This is a genomic window from Pseudodesulfovibrio pelocollis (assembly GCF_030282845.1).
Lineage (GTDB): Bacteria > Desulfobacterota > Desulfovibrionia > Desulfovibrionales > Desulfovibrionaceae > Pseudodesulfovibrio > Pseudodesulfovibrio pelocollis.
The window spans coordinates 1-18,940 of sequence record NZ_JASTWE010000034.1; the positions used below are offsets into that span (position 1 = coordinate 1).

Consider the following 18,940-nt stretch of genomic DNA (forward strand, 5'->3'; position numbering starts at 1 on the left):
TTCCCTCTCCCCTTCCCCCTGGCCGCCGGAGGCATGCCCCCCGCTCAACTCAGGGAGTCGATAAGCGCGTCAACCAGGGGGAGGGTGAAGTCAAGGGCGTCTTGAGCCGTGGTCTTTTCGTTGCGCAGGGCCAGGAGCAGGCCGGTGAGGTAGTAGGAGACAAAGGCCCGGGCCGCGAGGGCGTGATCCGCGTCGGGCCGGATATCGCCCTGGCGCTTGGCGGCTTCGAGGAGCGCGACCACCTGGACGGAGAAGCGCCAGAACTGGTCCTCAAAGGGATCGCGCCACCCGCCCCCGGCGCTGATGGCACCGAGAAGGATTTTGCGCGAGCTTAGGCGATGGCGGACAAAGAATGTGAAACGCTCACGCAGCAGGTGTGTCAGCTGGTCCCCGATACTGTCATCGGGCAGGGAGGCAAAGGAATCGGTGGCCATGGTGATGAGGGCGCGCTCGTACACGGCCCGCTCCAGGCTCTCGCGATCCGGGAACAGTTCGCGGGCCTGCCCGTCGCTCAGCCCCACCTGCCGGGCAAGGGGCTCAAGGGACACCCCATCCAGGTCGGCGTTGTGAAACTGGATGCATGCAGCGGCCAGCATTTGTACGCGCTTGTCTGCCATGGTCCCTCCCGAGTTATCCTCTTGGGCGACTGTCCGACGCGGCTTTGGCTGCGTCCATTATTATTCACTTGCCTGCGACTTGGCACCACATGACGTGGAACATAGTCGGCAATATTTTTTCACATATCCGACTATATGAATGTGATAGGCGTGTTTTTCCGGGATGTTGCACTTAACTCTTGAGCACGTCCAATATCTCGATGCGGGCGGCCTGCCAGGCAGGGTAGGCCCCTGCGGCCACGCCCAGCAGGCAGGACCCGGCCAGCGTCAGCGCGAGATTGGCAGGGTCGATGACCAGGGGCAGGTCGGCCAGGGCGCTGCCCGCGCTGACCAGGACCAGGGTGGTTGTCACGCCCAGCGCCCCGCCGAGCCCGGCCATGAGTCCTGATTCAAAGAGGAACTGGCGCACGATATCGCGCCGTCTGCCGCCCACGGCCCGGCGGATGCCGATCTCGACCCGGCGCGAGCGGACCACCAGGATCATGATGGACAGGATGCCCATGCCGCCCACGGCAAAGGAGATGGTCGAGGAGATGCCGCCCAGGGTGGTCATCAGGTCCAGGGCCTGACGTTGCAGTTGCACGGTGTCCTTGGGCGACATGGTGCTGAAGTCGTCGTCCTGGCCCGGCGAGATGGTGTGACGTGCGCGCATTATGGCCGTGGCCGACTCGCCCACCGCGTCGAGGGAGGCCTCACTCGACAGGCGCAGATACACGCCGTTGACCCAGTTCTGGTTGCCCACCCGGCGCAGATAGGTGGTCAGCGGCATGAGCAGATATTCATCCTGGTCATCGCCCGAGAGATCGCGCCCCTTGGCCTCCATGACCCCGAGCACGCGGAAGCTGGCCCGGAACAGGTAGACCGAAGCGCCCACCGCGTCCTCGGGCTTGCCGAAGAGGCGCGTGGCAATGGACTGGCCGAGCACGCAGACCTTGGCGTGGTCGCGGACCTCGGCCGCGTCGAAGAAGCGGCCATGCTCCGGGTGAAAGCTGCGGATGGACTGGTAGTTGGGCAGGGTGGCCAGGAGTCTGGCCGGTGCGGCCCGGCTCCCGGCGCGCACTTGCATGGTGGTGGACACGAACGGCGCGCCTTCGAGGACCGAGGGAACGCCGTGGATTACCGCCTCGGCGTCGGCCACGGTGAAGTTGCGGGCGATGTTCTGGACCGAGGCTGTGCCCGAGCGGCGAAAGCGCACGGACCCGGCCATGACTGCATAGAGGTTGGGCCCGAGCTTTTCGGTTTCGATCTCGGCCTGGCGGACCATGATCTGCGAGACGTGCTGCACGCCGGTGAAGGCCAGGGCACCGAGAAAGACGCCGAGCATGGCCAGGATGGCCCGCCACTTGTGCGCGGCCAGCGAGGAAAGCGCGATGCGCAGGTTGAGGCTCGGGCTCATGCGGACCTCCCCGTGGTGTCGGGATACGCCCGGTTCCAGGCGGTGTTGCCGTTGAAGATGAGGTGCCACAGCCGCTCAAAGGCGTGGCCCGTGTTGCCCGCATCGTCCGGGTCGGCCTCGAACAGGCGCAGGGCGTGCTCATAAAAAGCCAGGGGCCGGGTGCGGATGCGCTCGGCCGTGACCGCAATGCAGCCGGTGGCCCCCCGGGCCACGATGCGCTCCGGCGCCTTGGCCGCGAAGAGCTCCTCGAACACCGCTCCCACCGGGATGTCGCGGCCCCAGCCTGCCCAGCGGCCACGGTTCTCAGGCTCGCGCAGATGGTGGGGGCGGCCGAGCCGGTCGCACTCGATGCGAAACCAGGCGAATCCGCGAAAGGGCGTCTGTCTGACCACAACATCTTCAATCATGGACCGCAACTGCTCCACCGTGCCGCGCCCCTGCTCGTCGATGTGATCAAACGGGTCGCCCTGGAGAAAAACATTGACCGGCGCAAGAGCCTGGTAGTGGCGCACGATATGGGTCATCCAGGTATGTCCCTCGCGGCCGATGTTCGGCAGCGGGATAGCTCCAGCCGGGCCTTGGCCGCCCTTGTCGTACACAATGTAATCATAGCCCAGGCGTGCGGTCCAGGATACGTCTTCCCGATAGCGCGAGATGATCACCACGACCCGATCACTCGCGCTCACGATGCCCTCCGCAGGCTTGATGTCTACCTTCGATATGCGGTGCAACCGCAACGGGCTGGATCACGAAGGCGCGCACATAGGTGGGCTGCTCATCGCTGGACCGCCCGCCCGAGCCGTAGCCCACGGCCAGGGTGGTGCCCAGGGGCATGGATCCGCATGAGTCAGCAACTGTCCGCAATATAGCCAGTCCGGTGGGCGTGGCCCGCTCCATGCCGCAGGCCGATCCAAAGGCGACAAGCCCCTTGGCAAGTTCCGCGCAAGCCGGTGCAGGAACTGGCATTGTTCCGTGCGCGCAGTGGACGAATCCGCTGCCCAGATCTACCGGCGAGCAGCACACCGCAATGGCCCCCAGCGCGTCGAGCAGGAGCATGGCACCCGCAATGTCCACAATGGTATCCACAGCGCCGATTTCGTGGAAATGAATGGCGTCCAGGGTGGTGCCGTGGACCTTGGCCTCGGCCTGCCCGAGCAGGGTCACGGCCTTGACGCTCCGTTCGGCTGCCCGGCCTGACAGGCCGCTTGATTCGATGATGTGCACGAGGTCCGCATGGCGGCGAAGGGGCTGCTCCCGGGTCTGGATCACGTCCACTCGGCGGGTGTTCATACCGCCTACCAACACCTCGGACCAGCCCAGTTCGAACCCGTCGATGCCCAGCCGGGCCAGTTCCTCTTCCAGAAAGGCAGCGCCTGTGCCCGGCCCGTGCAGATCGTCGTGGGCACCCACCAGGGCGGCCAGAAGCATGTCGCCACTCACCCCGGTGGAGCAATCGAGATAGATCGTGTGCTCGTCCCTGGCCTGGCTCGGCCCGCGCCCTTGTTCGCCCTTGTACCGCATCAGCGCCCGCCCTTGCCCGCAGGAGGCACCATGGTCGCTGCCGCACGCATGTTGATCTTGTGCGCCAGGAAACCCGCCCCGAAGCCGTTGTCGATGTTGACCACGGCCACACCCGGCGAGCAGGAGTTCATCATGGTCAGCAGGGCGGCCAGCCCCTGGAAGCTCGCGCCATAGCCCACGCTGGTGGGCACGGCAATGACCGGCGGCGCGACCACACCGGCCAAAACCGAGGGCAGCGCGCCCTCCATCCCGGCCACGGCGATGATGGCCGTGGCGTCGGCCATCTCCTCCAGCACGGAAAAAAGCCGGTGAATGCCAGCCACGCCGCAGTCGTAATGTCGCTCCACCCGCGACCCCAGGTATTCGGCGGTGCCTGCCGCCTCCTCGGCCACAGGCAGGTCCGAGGTGCCTGCCGAGACCACGACGATCTTGCCGCACCCCCCTGACTCTGCTCCGCCCACGCGCAGCAGCCGTGACACCGGATCATAGTGCGCGCCCAGGCCGGACGGCAGGCCCTCATACTGTTCGCGCTCCGCCCTGGTGCCCAGCACGCGCCCGGCATGGGCCACGGTCGCCTCGAAGATGGCCGCCACCTGGGCCTGGGTCTTGCCCTCGCAGTAGACCACCTCCGGCCCGCCGGTGCGCAGCTGGCGATGCAGGTCGAGCTTGGCGCAGCCAGCGTCCACCACCAGGGAGGCCATGAGCAGCCCCTTGGCCTCGTCCCTGGACAGATCGCCAGCGGCAAAGGCGTCGAGCACGGCGTCCGGCTTCATGCCCCCCACTCCTTGTAGCGCACCGCCTCCAGGCCCACGGACCTGATCACGACGCTGAAAAGATCACCTTCTTGTTTCATGATTCCGGCGTATTGTGCTGAATACTCCACGGTTGCCACCATATCATCATGACGGACGCGCAACGCCCGCACCCCGCGCCCGCGCCAAAAGGCTTCCAGGTGCTCCACCTTGGCCAGCCGCTCCCGGGTCAGGATCGTTCCCTGGCCCAGTCGCGTTGCCAGACAGCTTTCCGAGGGCGCATCCCAGTTGGGCAGCCCGGCCGCGCGGGCCAGCAGGCGCACCCCCTCCTTGGGGATTGCCAAGTCCTTGAGCGGCTGGAACACGCCATGCTCACGGACGGCGCGCAGGCCCGGCCGGGCCGGGTCGTCATCGTGGTTGGTGCCGTCCGCGATCACGCAGTCGTCACCCCAGCGCTCGCGCACCCGATCAAACAGGGCGAGCTTGCAGTGATAGCAGCGGTCCGGCCCGTTGCGCCGCACCTGATCATGATCGAGCATCCGCGCCGTGATGACCACCTGTTTGATCCCGATGTGCCGGGCCACGGCTTCGGCCCGCTCGAAGTCAGTCCGGGCGGTCAGTTCGCTGCGCACGGTCACGGCCACGGGCGGCCGATCATGAGCGCCGCCCGCCCACGCGGCCTGGGCAGCGGCGGCCACAAGACCGCTGTCCACACCGCCCGACAGGGCGATCACCAGCTGATCGTCCGGGCCTGTTCGGTCGCGTATTGTCTGGACGAGTGTATTGAATTCCATACGACAACCTACCTCACGTCGGGGCAGGCGGCAACTTCTTCCCGGGCACTCCCGGCTTGGGTGTACTCACCCGGCCCGTAGCGTCAATTGGTCGAACCCGACAGGTTCGAGCCCCAGCCTGTCCAGGATCTCGCGCCAGTTGCCAGTGGTCAGCGAGGTAAAGTGCGCCTTCCACACGGGCGCGATGATGGTGGGGTCATACCAGCCCGCGATGGGCGGGTCCCCGGGTTCGATCAGGCCCGGTCGGCAGCACAGCTCGATGATCGCGTCGCTGTCCAGCGCATGGACCTCGTCTCTCAGCCAGGTTCTGAATGCGGACAGGCCGAAACCGCCTGCCGCCACATCCGGCCCCCACGCCCGCTCAGGCCAGCCCACGCCGATTGTTTTGCGGTCGAACATGCCGCACACGTTGAGAAATTTCATCCGCGTGGCGCTCAGGTCCAGCTGCGAGACCTCGGCGCACTTTTCGGGAGTGCGCAGCCAGCGGATGCCGTATTCCGAGGCCAGCTGACCGGCGATTTTCGTCAGGGTCGGCCAGGCGTGGACATTGGCCTGGCTCGACAGGTGCACGGGCCGCACCCCAAAGGCCAGCACCCGCTCGATCTGGGCGCGCCACTCGGCCTCCACATGCTCGTGTCTGACCAGACCCTGCGCATAGCGGGCAAAGAGCCGCGCGGCCGAACCGAGGAACGCGCCCCCCTCGTCCACCAGCGTGGCCCGACCCTGCCAATGGCCCACGGGCCTTCCGCGCAGGATGTCGAGATGCACGCCCAGGCCAATCCCTGTCAGCCGGACCGCGCCCTCGACGTCCGCACCGTTGGCCACGATGCCCGCCGCAGTGACCAGCCCCTGGCGGGCAAGGCGCGCCGCCGCCCTGGCCACCGCCGGGTGTGCCCCGCAATCGTCAATGGTCATGACAATCTTCATCCGGCACACTAGCCATACCGCCCGTGCCCCGTAAAGCCTTTCCCCTGTTGACTTCCCCCGTGGCGCTATATAGCCTGCTATCAACAAGGGCCTGCAACACGGAGCCTGCCATGCACTACGAACCGGACACCCTGTTCTTCACCCAGCTTTCCCGCTTTCAACGGTTGTATGCCCGCAGCCTGGCCGCGCGCCTGGCTCCACTGGGCGTTCACTCCGGATACCTCGGAGTGCTGCACTACCTGTGGCAGCGGGACGGGATCACCCAGAAGACCCTGCATGAACTGATGCCTGTCGAGCAGGCCACCCTCTCCAACACCCTCAAACGGATGGAGCGCGACGGACTGATCGCCAGGACCCCGGACCCTGACGACAAGCGGGCCCATGTCATCACCCTGACCCCGCGCGCCAACGCCCTCAAGCCCCAGGTGATGCAGGCCATCGGCGACCTCCGAGCCGCTGTCAACACCGGCTTGACCGTCAACGACCGCCGCTACTTCCGCCGCATCATGCGCCAGATGACCGAGTCATTGGAAACGGACCAGGAAGACGCCCCGGTCCTGCTGCTGGACGAGGTCGGCCCCTGAGAACAGTCCCGCGTGCGGTCTCCCGCAGGCTCCGGGACCTGACATCCCCCTCGATTGCCCGATCAGCAGCCTCCTGTACCGGGCCTCAAGGATGGCACGACCCTGAACAACCACACACAGGGCATCAGGCTCAACCACAATGCACCGCAAGCCCGACACAGCCCCTCGCGCGCAGCACCTTTCTCCTCTGTCACCTGTTTCTGCAACGAACCGCGCCAGCCCTAGCCGCGTTTCTGTTCCCTTTGAACACTGCCGTGGCAAGCACGTGCAAGGCACCAATTTTACAGCACTATTTTCTTTCACCGCTTGCTTGCCTTCAATACTTTTGCGCGACATTTTCTAGAGCTTACTGCGCATTTTTCCTGGGCAAATTCGCTTTTCATGACATTTTCCCATTATGTTTTCCGCTGGTTTCTGCTATAGACGTCCCTAACAATCCACAACGTCCCATAATGTCACGCCTTCGATCTTTCTGTGGAAAAACTCTAGAGTTTGCGTGACAGCGTTGTACTTTGTTGACAATCTTTGACTGACTGTGTCAAAGGATGAGCATCACGAATACGTCTGTGACATTATGGACAACAAAGACACCCTGAGGCCTCCGACCCTGCTCACGGTCCGCGAAGTGGCTGACCTGCTTCGGGTGCACCAGCGCACGGCGTACAGGCTGATCATTGACGGCCGCATCAAGGGCATCAAGATCGGCAGCCAGTGGCGGGTCGCAGAGTCGGCCCTGATGGAGTTCCTCAACGGGGGCTGGAGAGAATCGGCCGAGTCCCGGTCATCCAGCGAAGCCAAGTCGAAAGACGCGGCCAAAACAGGCCCAGAACAGCTAAAGCTTCCTTTGGACTAAGGAGAGAGCGCATGTCGAAACGATTTTCCAGCGGCCACGACACCGACCCTGTCCTGACGGTCAACCTGCCCAATGATTTCGGCGAGGACGCCTCGGTCACGGGACGTCTCATCGGCGAGGAGATGTATTTTGACGACACGACCGGCATGCTGACCATGGAGAAGCTCTACCGCGACGAGCAGGGGCGGCTTGCCTACGGCATCATCTCGGCCATCGGCCATGCGCGCGAGCGCCGGGCCTATCGCATTGAGGAGCGCGAGACGCACTGCATCGTGTCCAACGGAAGCCTGAACCTTGAATTTTCCTACGACCAGCTGTTCGAGCTGCTGGCCGTGGCCATCGACTCCGAGAAGGAGAGCGCCAGCAGGCAGGTGAGCGAGCAGGTGCGCCGCCGTCTGGCTGCCAACGAATAGCCCGGGCGTCCAGCCCTGTTTCTCGACATGCGTGGGGGGCCTTGCGGCCCCCTTTTCATTTTTTCCCGAAGTAGACTTCCTGGCCCGTGGCCTCCATGACCGAGGACCAGTAGTCCGAGTCGATGTTCAGGAAGCGCTTCTTGGACGTGACCAGATCCAGCGGCAGGTGGACCATGCTCGTCTTGACCTGGGTCACGACCATGCCTGTCTTGCCCGCCATGGCCGCATGCACTGCCTGCTGGCCGAGGAATCCGCAGTAGACCCGGTCGCCCGCGTTGGCAGGCACGGATCGGATGATGTAACTTGGGTCGATGAACTTCAAGGTCATCTCCAGGCCGCGTGAATCAAAATGGCTCTTGGCGCGCCGGGCCAGCAGGCCGCAGATGTCGCCCAGCACGGGATTGCCCGATGGGTCGGTGCGCTTGTCCTCCTCAAGCAGGTCCCTGCCCGCGCCCTCTGCACAGACGATGAGGGCGTGGCCGCGCGCCAGCAGGCGGCGCTCCAGGGCCATGAGCAGTCCGTTTTCCCCGTCCAGGGCAAAGGGTTGCTCGGGCACCAGAAGGAAGTTCACCTCCTGCATGGCCAGGGTGGCCTGGGCCGCGATGAACCCGGCCTCGCGCCCCATGAGCTTGACCAACCCCACCCCCATGTCCATGCCCGTGGCCTCCACATGGGCGCACTGGATGGCCTCGGTGGCCTTTTCCACGGCCGTGTCAAAGCCGAATGTGCGGGTGATGAAATTGATGTCGTTGTCGATGGTCTTGGGAATGCCGATGACCGAGATCTTGCGCCTGCGCAGGGCCACCTCGTCCATGATCGCCTTGGCCGCGCGCATGGTGCCGTCCCCGCCGATGACGAATAGCACGCTGATGTTCAGGCGCTCCAGGGCGTCCACGATCTCGGTCGGTTCCTGGGGCCCGCGCGACGAGCCGAGGATGGTCCCGCCGAACTGGTGGATGTTTGACACGGATTTTGGCGTCAACTCCATCAGGTCATAGCGGTACTTGGGGATGAACCCCCGCAGTCCGTTGCGGATGCCGAGCACGGTGCGCACTCCGTAGTGGTAGTGGCTCTCCATGACGATGGCCCGTATGACGTCGTTGATGCCGGGGCAGAGTCCGCCGCAGGTGACGATGGCGCACTTGGTCTTGGGCGGGTCGAAGTAGAGGTGCTGACGCGGTCCGGCCTTCTCGAATTCGAGGAGCATGGTCTCGTTGTCCAGCTCGGCCAGTTCCTCGGAGGTCATGACCAGGGAGAGCGGCCGCGATTCGTCCACGTAGCGCGGATGGAGCAGCGGGGTGGCAATCCTGGCCGGACCGAGGGTGGGGATGGTGGTGTCCGGGAGGGAGCAGGAGGTTTTGATCATGATTCCTTACAGTTCCTGGTTTGTGATGACAGACCATGATGACATGGTCGCGTTTCGCGTTGGACTTGGTTGTATACAGCAACGCAACACATCAGAAAAGCGTGTTTTTTGTGTTGCGGTCTACCACTGGGACAGAGCCGGTTCCGGCAGTTCGTCCACGGCTTCGAGCACATCGGCCGGGCTGGCTGTGGCGGCGCCCACCTGACCCACCACGATGCCTGCCGCGTAGTTGGCCAGGGTGCAGGCCGTGCGCAGGTCCATGCCGGCGGCCAAAGCCAGGGCCACGGTGGCTATGACCGTATCTCCAGCGCCGGTGACGTCAAAGACCTTGCGGGCAAAGGTGGGGATGTGGGTCACGTCGTCCGGCCCCTCGAACAGGGCCATGCCATCGCCGCCCATGGTGATGAGCAGGTTGCGGCAGCAGAGCCTGTCAAAGAGGGCGCGCCCGGCCCTGATCACGGTATCCTGGCCCTTGACGGGCAGACCGGCCCCCTCCCCCGCCTCCTTGGTGTTGGGCGTGAGCAGATCCACCCCCTGATAGAGGTCGTAATTGACGGTCTTGGGGTCCACCAGCACCAGCGGCCTGGGGTCGCACTGGGCCACCATGTCCATGAACCGGCCCATGAATTCCTCGCAGATGAACCCCTTGCCATAGTCCGAGAGAATGATCACCGGAAAGTCGGGCAGGACCATTTGCAGATGGTTGAAGAGCTGGTCGAGTTCCGCATCCTGAAGAGGCACGGCCAGCTCCTGGTCCACTCGCACCACTTGCTGTGTTCCGGCAATGATTCTGGTCTTTTTGGTGGTGGGTCGCGCCGGGTCGCGGATGAGCTTGGTGCGCAGTTGCGCTTTGTTGCAGAGACGGTCCAGCCGGGCGCCGTCCTCGTCTGTGCCCACGGTGGCGACAAGGAGCGCCTCGCCGCCCAGGGAGACGATGTTTCGGGCCACATTGCCCGCCCCGCCAAGGAGCGAGGTCTCGCGCTCCACCCGGACCACGGGCACCGGGGCCTCGGGTGAGATGCGGTCCACGGAACCGATCATGTAATGATCAAGCATCAGGTCGCCGATGATCATGACCTTGCTGCCAGCCAGCGCGTGTACCGCCTCGCGAATGATCTTGCGTTTCATGCCTTGGTAATCCTGATTTTTCTAGGTGAGTTCTCTTCGGGCCAGGGCGAAGGGCCGCCAGTTTCCGCTCCGCGCAACCGCATCGCTGAAGCGCGCCCACGGGCTCATTGGTTCATGTCCTGATCACAGCCCAATGGCGACCGACCATGGAGGGCCTGTGGCGCGGGACCGCATCGCGGGGCACAGGTCACGGCAGATCGACGCCCACCTTTTCCGCAAAGGACCGCAAATCACCCTGCGACCCGTAAGTAATTGTCACTTTGCCCTTTTCAATGGTTCCTGTGATGCGAACCTTGACGCCCAGCAATTTGGTCAGCGAATCCTGCGCGGCCCGAAGCTCAGGGGCCAGAGGGTCTGGCCGCCGGGCCGTGTCGCCCATGTCGGTTTTGACGGCACGCTCAAGCTCGTCTGCGCCGGGAAGCCGCCCGCTCCCCTTCCAGAACACGGCCTGGGCCTCGGCCTGCCGCACAGTGAGGCCGTTATCCACTATGCGCTTGTGCAGCTCGGCCTGGATCTTTTCGTCGCCCACGCTCATGATGGCGCGGCCGTGGCCAGCGGACACGGTTCCCGCCTGGATGTCGCGTCTCACCGCCTCGGGCAGGCCAAGCAGGCGCAACGAATTGGCCACGCCCGACCGGCTCTTGCCCACCTGCCGGGCCAGCTCGTCCTGACTCAGGCCGAACTCGCGCTGAAGCTGCTGGTATCCCAAGGCCTCCTCGATGGCGTTGAGGTCCTCGCGCTGAAGGTTCTCGATGAGAGCGATGGCCAGGCTCTCCTGGTCGGTCATTTCCCGCACCAGGGCCGGGATCTCTGCAAGGCCAGCCTGCCGGGAGGCCCGCAAGCGGCGCTCGCCCGCCACCAATTCGTAGTGCCCCTCACCCACGGTGCGCACCAGCACCGGCTGGAGTACCCCGCGCGAACGGATGGACTCGCACAGGTCATCCAAGGCGGCCTGGGCAAACTCGCGGCGCGGCTGATAGGGATTGGGGGCGATGGCCTCCACACCGATCAGGCGCACCTCGGCCGATGCCGACGTCTTCTTCTCGTCTTCACGCACACCGCCCAGCAGTGCGTCCAACCCTCGTCCCAACCCTCTGTTGCCTGCGACCATGGGCCACTCTCCTGTTCTTTCATCATGCGCCTTGCCCCCGCGAGCTTTAGCGCCTATAACGCCCCGACAACCACGAATCATCGGAGCACGCATGTCTGACCACATCACCGAACTTTACGACAAGGAAGGCACCCTCATAGGCGCCCTGATCTCCGGCCCGGCCTGGACCCAGGCCCGCCCGGCCGTGCTCGCGGCCCTGGGACTGCGCGACGTGGCCAAACCGGCTCCCCGACGCGAACCCCTGGCCGACTGGGAAACCCTCACCCAGTACTGGGACTTCGCCTACCCCGTGGACACGGATGTCCACTGCGAGCACTGCGGGAACACCACCGACGACTGGCGGGCCGACGAGCCGCGCAAATTCCGGCTGACCTCCGCCAACCTGGCCGGGCTGGTCTCCTTTTTGTGCGCCAACTGCCAGGCCAAGGTGGTCAAGAAGCATTTCAAGGACCAGATCAAGACCGAATGCACACCCTTCACGCCCGACAAGGACCGCACCAAAGAGGGCAGATACTGATCATCCGCCGAGCGTTCACGATGATCACGCCCAGCGGCGAGCAACATGCCACTGACCGCAAACCGGCCGATCACGCCCGACCCGTGGCGCTTTTGGCCACTTCCTGAGCCAGGGCGAGGTAGGCCTCTGCCCCGCGCGACTTGATATCATAGTTGATCACGGGCTTGCCGAAGCTCGGGGCCTCTGACAGGCGCACATTCCTCGGGATGATCGTCTCGAACAGGTGCTGGGGAAAGGCCTTGCGCACCTCGTTCTTCACCTGCCACGACAATCTGTTCCTCGAATCATACATGGTCAGTACCACGCCGAGGATGTCCAGGTCCGCGTTGAGGCGCTTGCGCACCAGCTCGTATGTCATGAGCAGCTGCGCGATACCCTCCAGGGCGTAATACTCGCACTGGAGCGGCACCAAAAGCTCGGTGGCGGCGCACAAGGCGTTGACCGTCAGCAGCCCCAGCGATGGGGGGCAGTCAATGAGGATGTAGTCGTACTCCTCGTCCACAACCACCAGCAGGTCGCGCAGGTAGTATTCGCGTCCCAGCTTGTCCACAAGCTCTATCTCGGCCCCCACCAGATCCTGCGTGCCAGGAAGGATGTCCAGAAACGGGATGTCGGTCTGGCAGATGGCCTTGCGTACGCTCTTGGGCTCAAACAGGACCGAGTAGATGTTCTCCCGCTTGTCCCCCGGATAGAACCCAAGCCCGCTCGACGCATTGCCCTGGGGGTCGAAGTCCACGAGCAGGACCTTTTTTTCCATCACCGCCAGGGAGGCGGCCAGATTGACCGCGGTGGTCGTCTTGCCCACACCGCCCTTCTGATTCGCTACAACGATTCTTCTCGCCACGGATTCCTCACTTGTGCGCTGCGTTTTCGCCCGAGATCCATGTTTCACGTGAAACACGCTGCGATGACGGGGTCGATGTTTCACGTGAAACACTCATGGCCGCGTCTTGCTTGTTCCTATGATGAATGGAAAACGAAGGCAAGAACCTTGGCCCGGAAAGGTCGGAAAAAACCCAAAAAAAACCCTTCGGAAGTCAGGGGAGTTCAACAGGGACAATAAAGCGGCGAAAAAGGAAGAAGGGGCCGCGTCAGGCTGCGGGCCGAAAAGCAAAAAAAAGGGCCCGGCATGCGCCGGGCCGGGGAGGAAGTTATGCCTTGTAGTAGTCTCGGTACCAGTCAATGAAGCTTCGGATGCCGACCTCGATGGACGTGTTGGGCTTGAAGCCAACATCGCGCACCAGGTCGCTCACGTCTGCCTCGGTGGCTGGCACGTCGCCGGGCTGCATGGGCATGTAGTTGTAGATGGCCTTCTTGCCGACCACCTCTTCTATTACCTCTATGTAGCGCGACAGCTCGACCACCTGGTTGTTGCCGATGTTGTACACCCGATAGGGCGCCGAGCTGGTGCACGGATCGGGCGAATCGCCGTCCCAGGCCGGGTTCGGGGCCGCCGTGTTGGCCACCACTCGGACCACGCCCTCGACGATGTCGTCGATATAGGTGAAGTCGCGGCGCATCTTGCCGTAGTTGAAGACATTGATGGGCTTGCCTTCAAGGATGTTCTTGGTGAAGAGGAACAGGGCCATGTCCGGCCTGCCCCAGGGGCCGTAGACCGTGAAGAACCGAAGGCCCGTGGTGGGCAGGGAATACAGGCTGCTGTATGAGTGGGCCATCATTTCATTGGCCTTCTTGGTGGCAGCGTACAGGCTCATGGGATGATCAACCCCACGGTGCGGATCAAGGGGCATATGGGTGTTGAGGCCGTACACCGAGCTGCTGGAGGCGTACACCAGATGCTCGACCCCGTTGTGGCGGCATCCCTCAAGAAGATTGAGGAAACCGACGACATTGGAGTCGATGTAGGCTCTGGGGTTTTCGATGCTGTAGCGCACACCGGCCTGGGCGGCCAGGTTGACCACATGGGTAAAGCGCTCAACCCGGAACAGTTCGCTCATGGGCTGATCATGCTCAAGGCTGATGTTCACATGCCGAAAAAGGGCGCTCTCGCCCAAAACGGCAAGGCGCGCCTTCTTAAGGTTGACGTCGTAGTAGTCGTTGAGATTGTCAAGCCCGACAACCTCGTGCCCCAGGACAGTGAGGGCGCGTGAAAGGTGGAAGCCGATGAATCCTGCGGCTCCTGTAACAAGAATCTTCATGAACGGTCTCTATTCCTTGGTTTTCGTACCTGCCAGTGCGGGCATCAGCACGTTGAGTATATCAAGCGGTATCGGAATTATTGTTGCGGATTTGCTCTCCGATGCCATCTCCCTCATGGTCTGCAAGTAGCGCAGCTGAAGGGCCTGGGGGTGGCGGGCGATGATCTCGGCCGCATCGGCCAGCTTGGTGGCCGCCTGGTATTCGCCCTCTGCGCCGATGACCTTGGCCCGGCGCTCGCGCTCTGCCTCGGCCTGCTTGGCCATGGCCCGCTGCATTTCCTGTGGCAGGTCAATGTGCTTGACCTCCACCGTGGTCACCTTGATGCCCCAGGGGTCGGTGTGCTGATCAAGGATCGCCTGAATCTGCGAGTTGACCTTGTCGCGGTGCGAGAGCAGGTCGTCAAGTTCGACGCCACCACATACGCTACGCAGGGTGGTTTGCGCAAGTTGCGAAGTGGCGAACATGTAGTCCTCTATCTCAAGAATCGCCTTGACCGGGTCCAGCACGCGGAAATAGATCACCGCGTTGACCTTGAGGCTGACGTTGTCCTGGGTGATGACATCCTGATGCGGCACATCAAGGGCCAGGACGCGCATGGACACCTTGACCATCTTGTCGAGAACCGGGATGAGGATGATCAAACCCGGCCCCTTGGCCCCGATGCATCGGCCAAGGCGGAAGATGACGCCGCGCTCGTACTCGTTGAGCACGCGAAGCGCGGAGACCACAAAGGCCACCACCAGGGCAAGAAGGATGATTTGTGGGATAAGCATGTTGCCTCCTGTCCGGAAACCGTTGGTATCCGGGTGTTAAGAGCCCAAGGGCCCTATTTCGAGCGTCAGCGCGCTTGCGGACAAAACCTGGACCTTCATGCCGCGCTGGGGGGTAAAATCCGTAGAAGACCGCTTTGCGGCCCAAATTTCGCCTCGGATTAAAATCTGGCCTGATTCGCCGTCCCAGTCCAGCACTTCCGCCTGCTGGCCCACCAGGGCGGGCAGGCCAAGGGGCCGCTCCACCCGGCGCGAACGGACCACCAGAAAGACCAAGCCTGCGGCTGCGCTTGAGACAACGGCCACCGGCAGGATGATAAAGGACGTGGGAATGGCCAGGGTGCCGTAGTCGTCGCGAAACAAGAGAACCGAGCCGATGAACATGGCTGCTGCCCCGGCCAGGGAAAGCAGCCCGTAGCTGACGATCTGTATTTCGAGCAGAAAGAGCAAAAGGGCGAAGCCGAGCAGGAGCAGGCCGGTGACGTCCGTGGGCAGCACGGACATGGCGTACAGGCCAAGCAGCAGGCACAGGCCGCCGAACACGCCGGGGAAGATGGACCCGGGATTAGTGATTTCGATGAACAGGCCGAGCATGCCGCCCATGAGCAGCAGATAGGCCACCTGGGGGTGGAGCAGCCAGGAGAGGAAAGAGTAGCGAAAGCCGGGCTCGTAGTCGCTGATCTGGATCTGCCCGGGATCAAAGGTGATGGTGGCGCCGTTGTGAAGGACGCCAGCCCTGCCCGCCTGCACCAAAAAGGCCCGGTCCGACTGCGCCACCATCTCGACAACGCGGGCCTCCAGGGCCTCGTTGGCGGTGATGGACACGCTCTCGGTCACGGCGCTTGAGTACCACTCGCTGTTGCGGCCGCGCGCCTCGGACACGGCGCGCACCAGGCTGGTGAAATCCTGGGTCACCTTCTTGGCCATGGTCCCGTCGATTTCTGCTCCGCCAAGTCCCACAGGCGAGGCGGCCCCGATGGTGGTCTGCGGGGCCATGCCCGCCACGCTGGACGCGGCCACCAGAAAGACACCGGCTGATGCGGCCCGCGCTCCGGCTGGACCGACCCACACGGCCACGGGCATGGGCGCGTTGAGGATGGTGGAAACCATGGAGCGCATGGAGTCTCCCAGCCCGCCCGGGGTATCAAGCACCAGCAGGACCATGGAACTGCCCTGGCGCTCGGCATGGGCCACCGCGTTGTCGAGCAGCTCGGCCTGGGCCGGGCTGATTGGCCCGGACACGGTCACCCTGGTCACGCCAAAGGGCTGGACGACATCGGATTCGGCGGCCACGGGCTCTGATTCGTCAGCAACAGCAGGCCAGGACAGCCCCAGGCTCAGGCCCAGGCCCAGGCCCAGAAAAACAAGCACGGCGGTTAAGGCCCGAAAGAGATGGCGCATGGCGACTCCGGGGTAAGAGGGTTTGACCCACTATACACGATTCGGGTTGCTGGGGAAGGGATCAGTCAACATCCAGGCGCAACGAAGACAGAACCTCCACGGCCATCTGCTGCTCATGGGGCAGGCGGCTCTTCAGCTCCGCCAGGGGCGGCAGGACATGGATGGTGACATGCTCAAGAAAAACCGTGGCGCAGCCCGCCTCGGCCTCGGGATGGATCACCCGCAGCGCCTCGTGCCCGAAGCAGGCGATGTGCTGGGTGCGCCACACCTCCCACCCCTTCCAGAACATGGCCCCGTCGGGCTCAAGCGCGCCATCGAGCAAGGAGGCCACGGGCCAGAAGGCAGTGGTCCCGCGCGGCCAGCGCAGATGGGTGATGAGGTTGCGCAGCACGCCTGCGCGTCGTGGGTCAGACTGGCCGGACAGATCAAGCCCAAGCTCCATGTAGGTCCAGACAATGCGCGGGGCCGGGGCAACCTTGGCAAAATACGAGGCCCACGGCTCGGGGAACCCGGGTCCACCCTGCGCGGCACGGGGACGGGTTGAGGACTGCGGCCGGGACGTGGGGCCGGAAGCGACTCTTCCCTGTCCGCCCTGCCGTGCCTGATGCGCCTGGACTGGCGGCGAAGGGGCCTGGACCGGGCACGGCGCGGAACCTTGGCTGGCCCCGATGGGGGCGCCATGGCCAGGCGCGGCATGACCGGGCGCGAAGAGGAACTGCAAGCCGCAATCCACAAAGGCGCGCAGATGCTCGGGCGTGTTCAATCGAGCGGAAGGTGATCCCATAGTCTCCAGGCAACCTCGGTTTTGGGCAGCACGGGCCAGGACTCGACGCGGCCGGTGGCATCAATGACGAACATCTCGTTGGTGGCGGAGCAGAACCCGCTCCCCTGCCGGGAAACATCGTTGGCGGCCATGAGGTCAAGCCCCTTGGCCGCGAGCTTGCGGGCCGCCTCTGCCCGGGGGTCGCCTGTCTCGGCGGCAAAACCGATGAGCCGCTGGTGGTCGGCCTTGGACTCGCCCATGGCCTTGAGGATGTCCGGGTTGGGCAGAAAGTTGACGCGCAGGTCCCCGGCCCCAGACTTCTTGAACTTGCCCGGTCCGTGCGGCTCGGGGCGGAAGTCGGCCACTGCGGCCGTGGCGCAGGCGATGTCCATTGAGGGCCACAGGTCGAGGCAGGCCTCGTGCATCTCAAGGGCCGTGCGCACAGGCACCACCCTGATGCCGGACGGAAAAAGGAGATCAACCGGCCCGGCCACCACCGTGACCTCGGCCCCGCGCAGGTGCGCGGCCATGGCCATGCACGCGCCCATGGTCCCACTTGAAGGGTTGGACCAGAAACGCACACCGTCCCAAGGCTCGCGCGTGGGGCCAAGGGTGACGAGCACCCGCCTGCCAGCATAGTCCTGGGGCGAAACAGCGCGCAGGGTGGCGGCCAGAATCTCTTCAAGGGGGGCCAGCCTGCCCGTGCCTGTGTCGCCGCAGGCCACGCCGCCGGACTCCGGGTCCACGCGGATGAAGCCGAGATCGGCCAGGGCATCCCAGTTGCGCCGGGTGGCCGGAGCCTGCCACATGCGCGGGTTCATGGCCGGGGCCACGATGCGCGGGCCGGGAAAGGCCAGGGCCTGGCAGGAGAGCATGTCGTCGGCCAAGCCGTGGGCCAGCTTGGCCAGCATGTTGGCCGTGGCCGGGGCGATGACCAGGGCGGCCGCATCCTGCCCAGGCTCAAGATGCCCAAAGGCCCCCTCGCCCTGCCCTGCCGGACCGAACATGGAGCCATACACCGGCGAAGCGCCCAAGGCCTCGAAGCTCAGGGGGGTGACAAACCGGGCACCGGCATCGGTCAGGGTGGCGGACACGGTCAGGTCGGCAGCCAGCAGGGCGCGCAGGAGATCAAGGGCCCGATAGGCGGCAATGGAACCGGTCACGCCCAGGTGGACGCGCCTGCCCATGAATCCGGCGAACCGGAAATGCGGCTGCATACCGTTACTTGTCCTTGGAGAGCGAGCCGTCCTTGACCTCCACCGCAATGATGGTGGTGGTGGCGGTGCCAAAGCCGTCGTCCACCTGGATGACGCAGCTCTTGTTGAACTTCTCGAAATTGAGGACCGAGAGCTTGCCCGCCTTGTTGTTGGAGACCAGCGTCCAGTTGTCCTTGGCCATGTTGTTGATGAAGTACTGGACCAACTCCATGACCTGGACGCGGCCCTTGAACTTCATGATGGCGGCCCGGAACTTGGCGTTGTCGAGCTTGTAGGACTCGTTCTCGACATACTTGATCTCCTTGGGGATCAGGATGTCGTCGAAATCGTAGTAGTAATCCGGCTCCTGATACTGGGTAGCCGTGCTGGTGGACGAGTCGGACCCGCCGGAGCCGCCAGAGCCAGTGGTAGCGCAGGCGGAAAGGCCGAAGACCAGGGCAAGAACAACAAGGAGTTTGAAGATGGAACGCATGGAATCCTCCTGGGCGTCTGAGTTTTAAGGGTCTAAACTGCGCCCGGACAAGAGGCCGGACAGGGACCGGAGGCTGTTGAAAAACGGCGATCTGCGTCGTTGCTCTAAAAGTTCAAACCCTTGCGTACCAGAAGTACGCTTCGGCCTTGAACTTTTTTCGCGCCTAGCATCTCTCCAT

Annotated in this window: 21 protein-coding genes; 4 read left to right on the top strand and 17 right to left on the bottom strand. The window is 63.9% G+C overall.

Annotation, left to right across the window (positions count from 1 at the left end; all coding sequences use genetic code 11):
• Positions 1-44: 44 nt before the first annotated feature.
• From QQS14_RS11985 to QQS14_RS12015, 7 genes are all read right to left on the bottom strand, one after another.
• On the bottom strand, positions 45-617 hold the full coding sequence (locus QQS14_RS11985; RefSeq protein ID WP_285907237.1) for a TetR/AcrR family transcriptional regulator: 573 nt from the start codon (positions 615-617) through the stop codon (positions 45-47).
• Between the two features lie 172 nt (positions 618-789).
• Positions 790-2,013 carry an ABC transporter permease gene (locus tag QQS14_RS11990; RefSeq protein ID WP_285907238.1) on the bottom strand — a complete coding sequence of 408 codons (1,224 nt, stop codon included), beginning with the start codon at positions 2,011-2,013 and terminating at the stop codon, positions 790-792.
• The gene (locus QQS14_RS11995) at positions 2,010-2,699 is read right to left on the bottom strand and encodes a DUF3431 domain-containing protein (RefSeq protein WP_285907239.1); all 690 of its coding nucleotides are present in this window, start codon (positions 2,697-2,699) and stop codon (positions 2,010-2,012) included. The genes QQS14_RS11990 and QQS14_RS11995 overlap by 4 nt, the downstream gene beginning before the upstream one ends.
• Positions 2,686-3,534 (bottom strand): nickel pincer cofactor biosynthesis protein LarC, encoded by an 849-nt coding sequence (gene larC / locus QQS14_RS12000; protein WP_285907240.1) that lies wholly within the window; start codon positions 3,532-3,534, stop codon positions 2,686-2,688. The genes QQS14_RS11995 and larC overlap by 14 nt, the downstream gene beginning before the upstream one ends.
• Positions 3,534-4,307: a nickel pincer cofactor biosynthesis protein LarB gene (gene larB / locus QQS14_RS12005; RefSeq protein WP_285907241.1), complete on the bottom strand. Its 774-nt coding sequence runs from the start codon at positions 4,305-4,307 to the stop codon at positions 3,534-3,536. The genes larC and larB overlap by 1 nt, the downstream gene beginning before the upstream one ends.
• The gene (gene larE, locus QQS14_RS12010; protein WP_285907242.1) at positions 4,304-5,080 is read right to left on the bottom strand and encodes an ATP-dependent sacrificial sulfur transferase LarE; all 777 of its coding nucleotides are present in this window, start codon (positions 5,078-5,080) and stop codon (positions 4,304-4,306) included. Before larE ends, larB begins: the two co-directional genes overlap by 4 nt.
• 66 nt (positions 5,081-5,146) lie before the next feature.
• Complete coding sequence (locus QQS14_RS12015) at positions 5,147-5,995, bottom strand: ChbG/HpnK family deacetylase (RefSeq protein ID WP_285907243.1); 849 nt, start codon at positions 5,993-5,995, stop codon at positions 5,147-5,149.
• 122 nt (positions 5,996-6,117) lie between these two features.
• On the opposite strand from QQS14_RS12015, the gene QQS14_RS12020 reads away from it, so the two are divergent.
• The 3 genes from QQS14_RS12020 (at position 6,118) to QQS14_RS12030 (ending at position 7,857) form a co-directional block, all read left to right on the top strand.
• On the top strand, positions 6,118-6,591 hold the full coding sequence (locus QQS14_RS12020) for a MarR family winged helix-turn-helix transcriptional regulator (protein WP_285907244.1): 474 nt from the start codon (positions 6,118-6,120) through the stop codon (positions 6,589-6,591).
• A gap of 574 nt (positions 6,592-7,165) precedes the next feature.
• Positions 7,166-7,444 (top strand): helix-turn-helix domain-containing protein, encoded by a 279-nt coding sequence (locus QQS14_RS12025; RefSeq protein WP_285907245.1) that lies wholly within the window; start codon positions 7,166-7,168, stop codon positions 7,442-7,444.
• A gap of 11 nt (positions 7,445-7,455) precedes the next feature.
• A complete protein-coding gene (locus QQS14_RS12030) occupies positions 7,456-7,857 on the top strand; it encodes a hypothetical protein (protein ID WP_285907246.1) in 402 nt (133 codons plus the stop codon).
• Positions 7,858-7,912: 55 nt separating this feature from the next.
• Here QQS14_RS12030 and QQS14_RS12035 read toward each other — a convergent pair whose 3' ends face one another.
• The 3 genes from QQS14_RS12035 to QQS14_RS12045 form a co-directional block, all read right to left on the bottom strand.
• A complete protein-coding gene (locus QQS14_RS12035) occupies positions 7,913-9,223 on the bottom strand; it encodes an ATP-dependent 6-phosphofructokinase (RefSeq protein WP_285907247.1) in 1,311 nt (436 codons plus the stop codon).
• A gap of 120 nt (positions 9,224-9,343) precedes the next feature.
• Positions 9,344-10,351: a D-glycero-beta-D-manno-heptose-7-phosphate kinase gene (gene rfaE1, locus QQS14_RS12040; protein ID WP_285907248.1), complete on the bottom strand. Its 1,008-nt coding sequence runs from the start codon at positions 10,349-10,351 to the stop codon at positions 9,344-9,346.
• 187 nt (positions 10,352-10,538) lie between these two features.
• Positions 10,539-11,462 (bottom strand): ParB/RepB/Spo0J family partition protein, encoded by a 924-nt coding sequence (locus tag QQS14_RS12045; RefSeq protein ID WP_285907249.1) that lies wholly within the window; start codon positions 11,460-11,462, stop codon positions 10,539-10,541.
• Positions 11,463-11,553: 91 nt separating this feature from the next.
• Between QQS14_RS12045 and QQS14_RS12050 the strand changes: the two genes are divergently transcribed.
• Entirely contained in the window at positions 11,554-11,979 is a 426-nt protein-coding gene (locus QQS14_RS12050; RefSeq protein ID WP_285907250.1) for a hypothetical protein, read from the top strand.
• A gap of 70 nt (positions 11,980-12,049) precedes the next feature.
• Here the strand turns inward: QQS14_RS12050 and QQS14_RS12055 are convergent, their stop codons facing one another.
• The 7 genes from QQS14_RS12055 to QQS14_RS12085 all read right to left on the bottom strand — a co-directional run bounded on the left by QQS14_RS12055 (position 12,050) and on the right by QQS14_RS12085 (position 18,762).
• A complete protein-coding gene (locus QQS14_RS12055) occupies positions 12,050-12,823 on the bottom strand; it encodes a ParA family protein (RefSeq protein WP_285907251.1) in 774 nt (257 codons plus the stop codon).
• A gap of 307 nt (positions 12,824-13,130) precedes the next feature.
• Positions 13,131-14,138, bottom strand: a complete 1,008-nt coding sequence (locus QQS14_RS12060) for an NAD-dependent epimerase (protein WP_285907252.1) — start codon at positions 14,136-14,138, stop codon at positions 13,131-13,133.
• A gap of 9 nt (positions 14,139-14,147) precedes the next feature.
• Positions 14,148-14,912: a slipin family protein gene (locus QQS14_RS12065; RefSeq protein WP_285907253.1), complete on the bottom strand. Its 765-nt coding sequence runs from the start codon at positions 14,910-14,912 to the stop codon at positions 14,148-14,150.
• Between the two features lie 36 nt (positions 14,913-14,948).
• Entirely contained in the window at positions 14,949-16,310 is a 1,362-nt protein-coding gene (locus tag QQS14_RS12070) for an NfeD family protein (RefSeq protein WP_285907254.1), read from the bottom strand.
• 61 nt (positions 16,311-16,371) lie between these two features.
• Positions 16,372-17,094 (bottom strand): hypothetical protein, encoded by a 723-nt coding sequence (locus QQS14_RS12075; protein WP_285907255.1) that lies wholly within the window; start codon positions 17,092-17,094, stop codon positions 16,372-16,374.
• Positions 17,070-18,290 carry a bifunctional phosphopantothenoylcysteine decarboxylase/phosphopantothenate--cysteine ligase CoaBC gene (coaBC, locus tag QQS14_RS12080; protein ID WP_285907256.1) on the bottom strand — a complete coding sequence of 407 codons (1,221 nt, stop codon included), beginning with the start codon at positions 18,288-18,290 and terminating at the stop codon, positions 17,070-17,072. The genes QQS14_RS12075 and coaBC overlap by 25 nt, the downstream gene beginning before the upstream one ends.
• A 4-nt stretch (positions 18,291-18,294) precedes the next feature.
• Positions 18,295-18,762, bottom strand: a complete 468-nt coding sequence (locus QQS14_RS12085; protein ID WP_285907257.1) for a hypothetical protein — start codon at positions 18,760-18,762, stop codon at positions 18,295-18,297.
• Between the last annotated feature and the right edge of the window lie 178 nt (positions 18,763-18,940).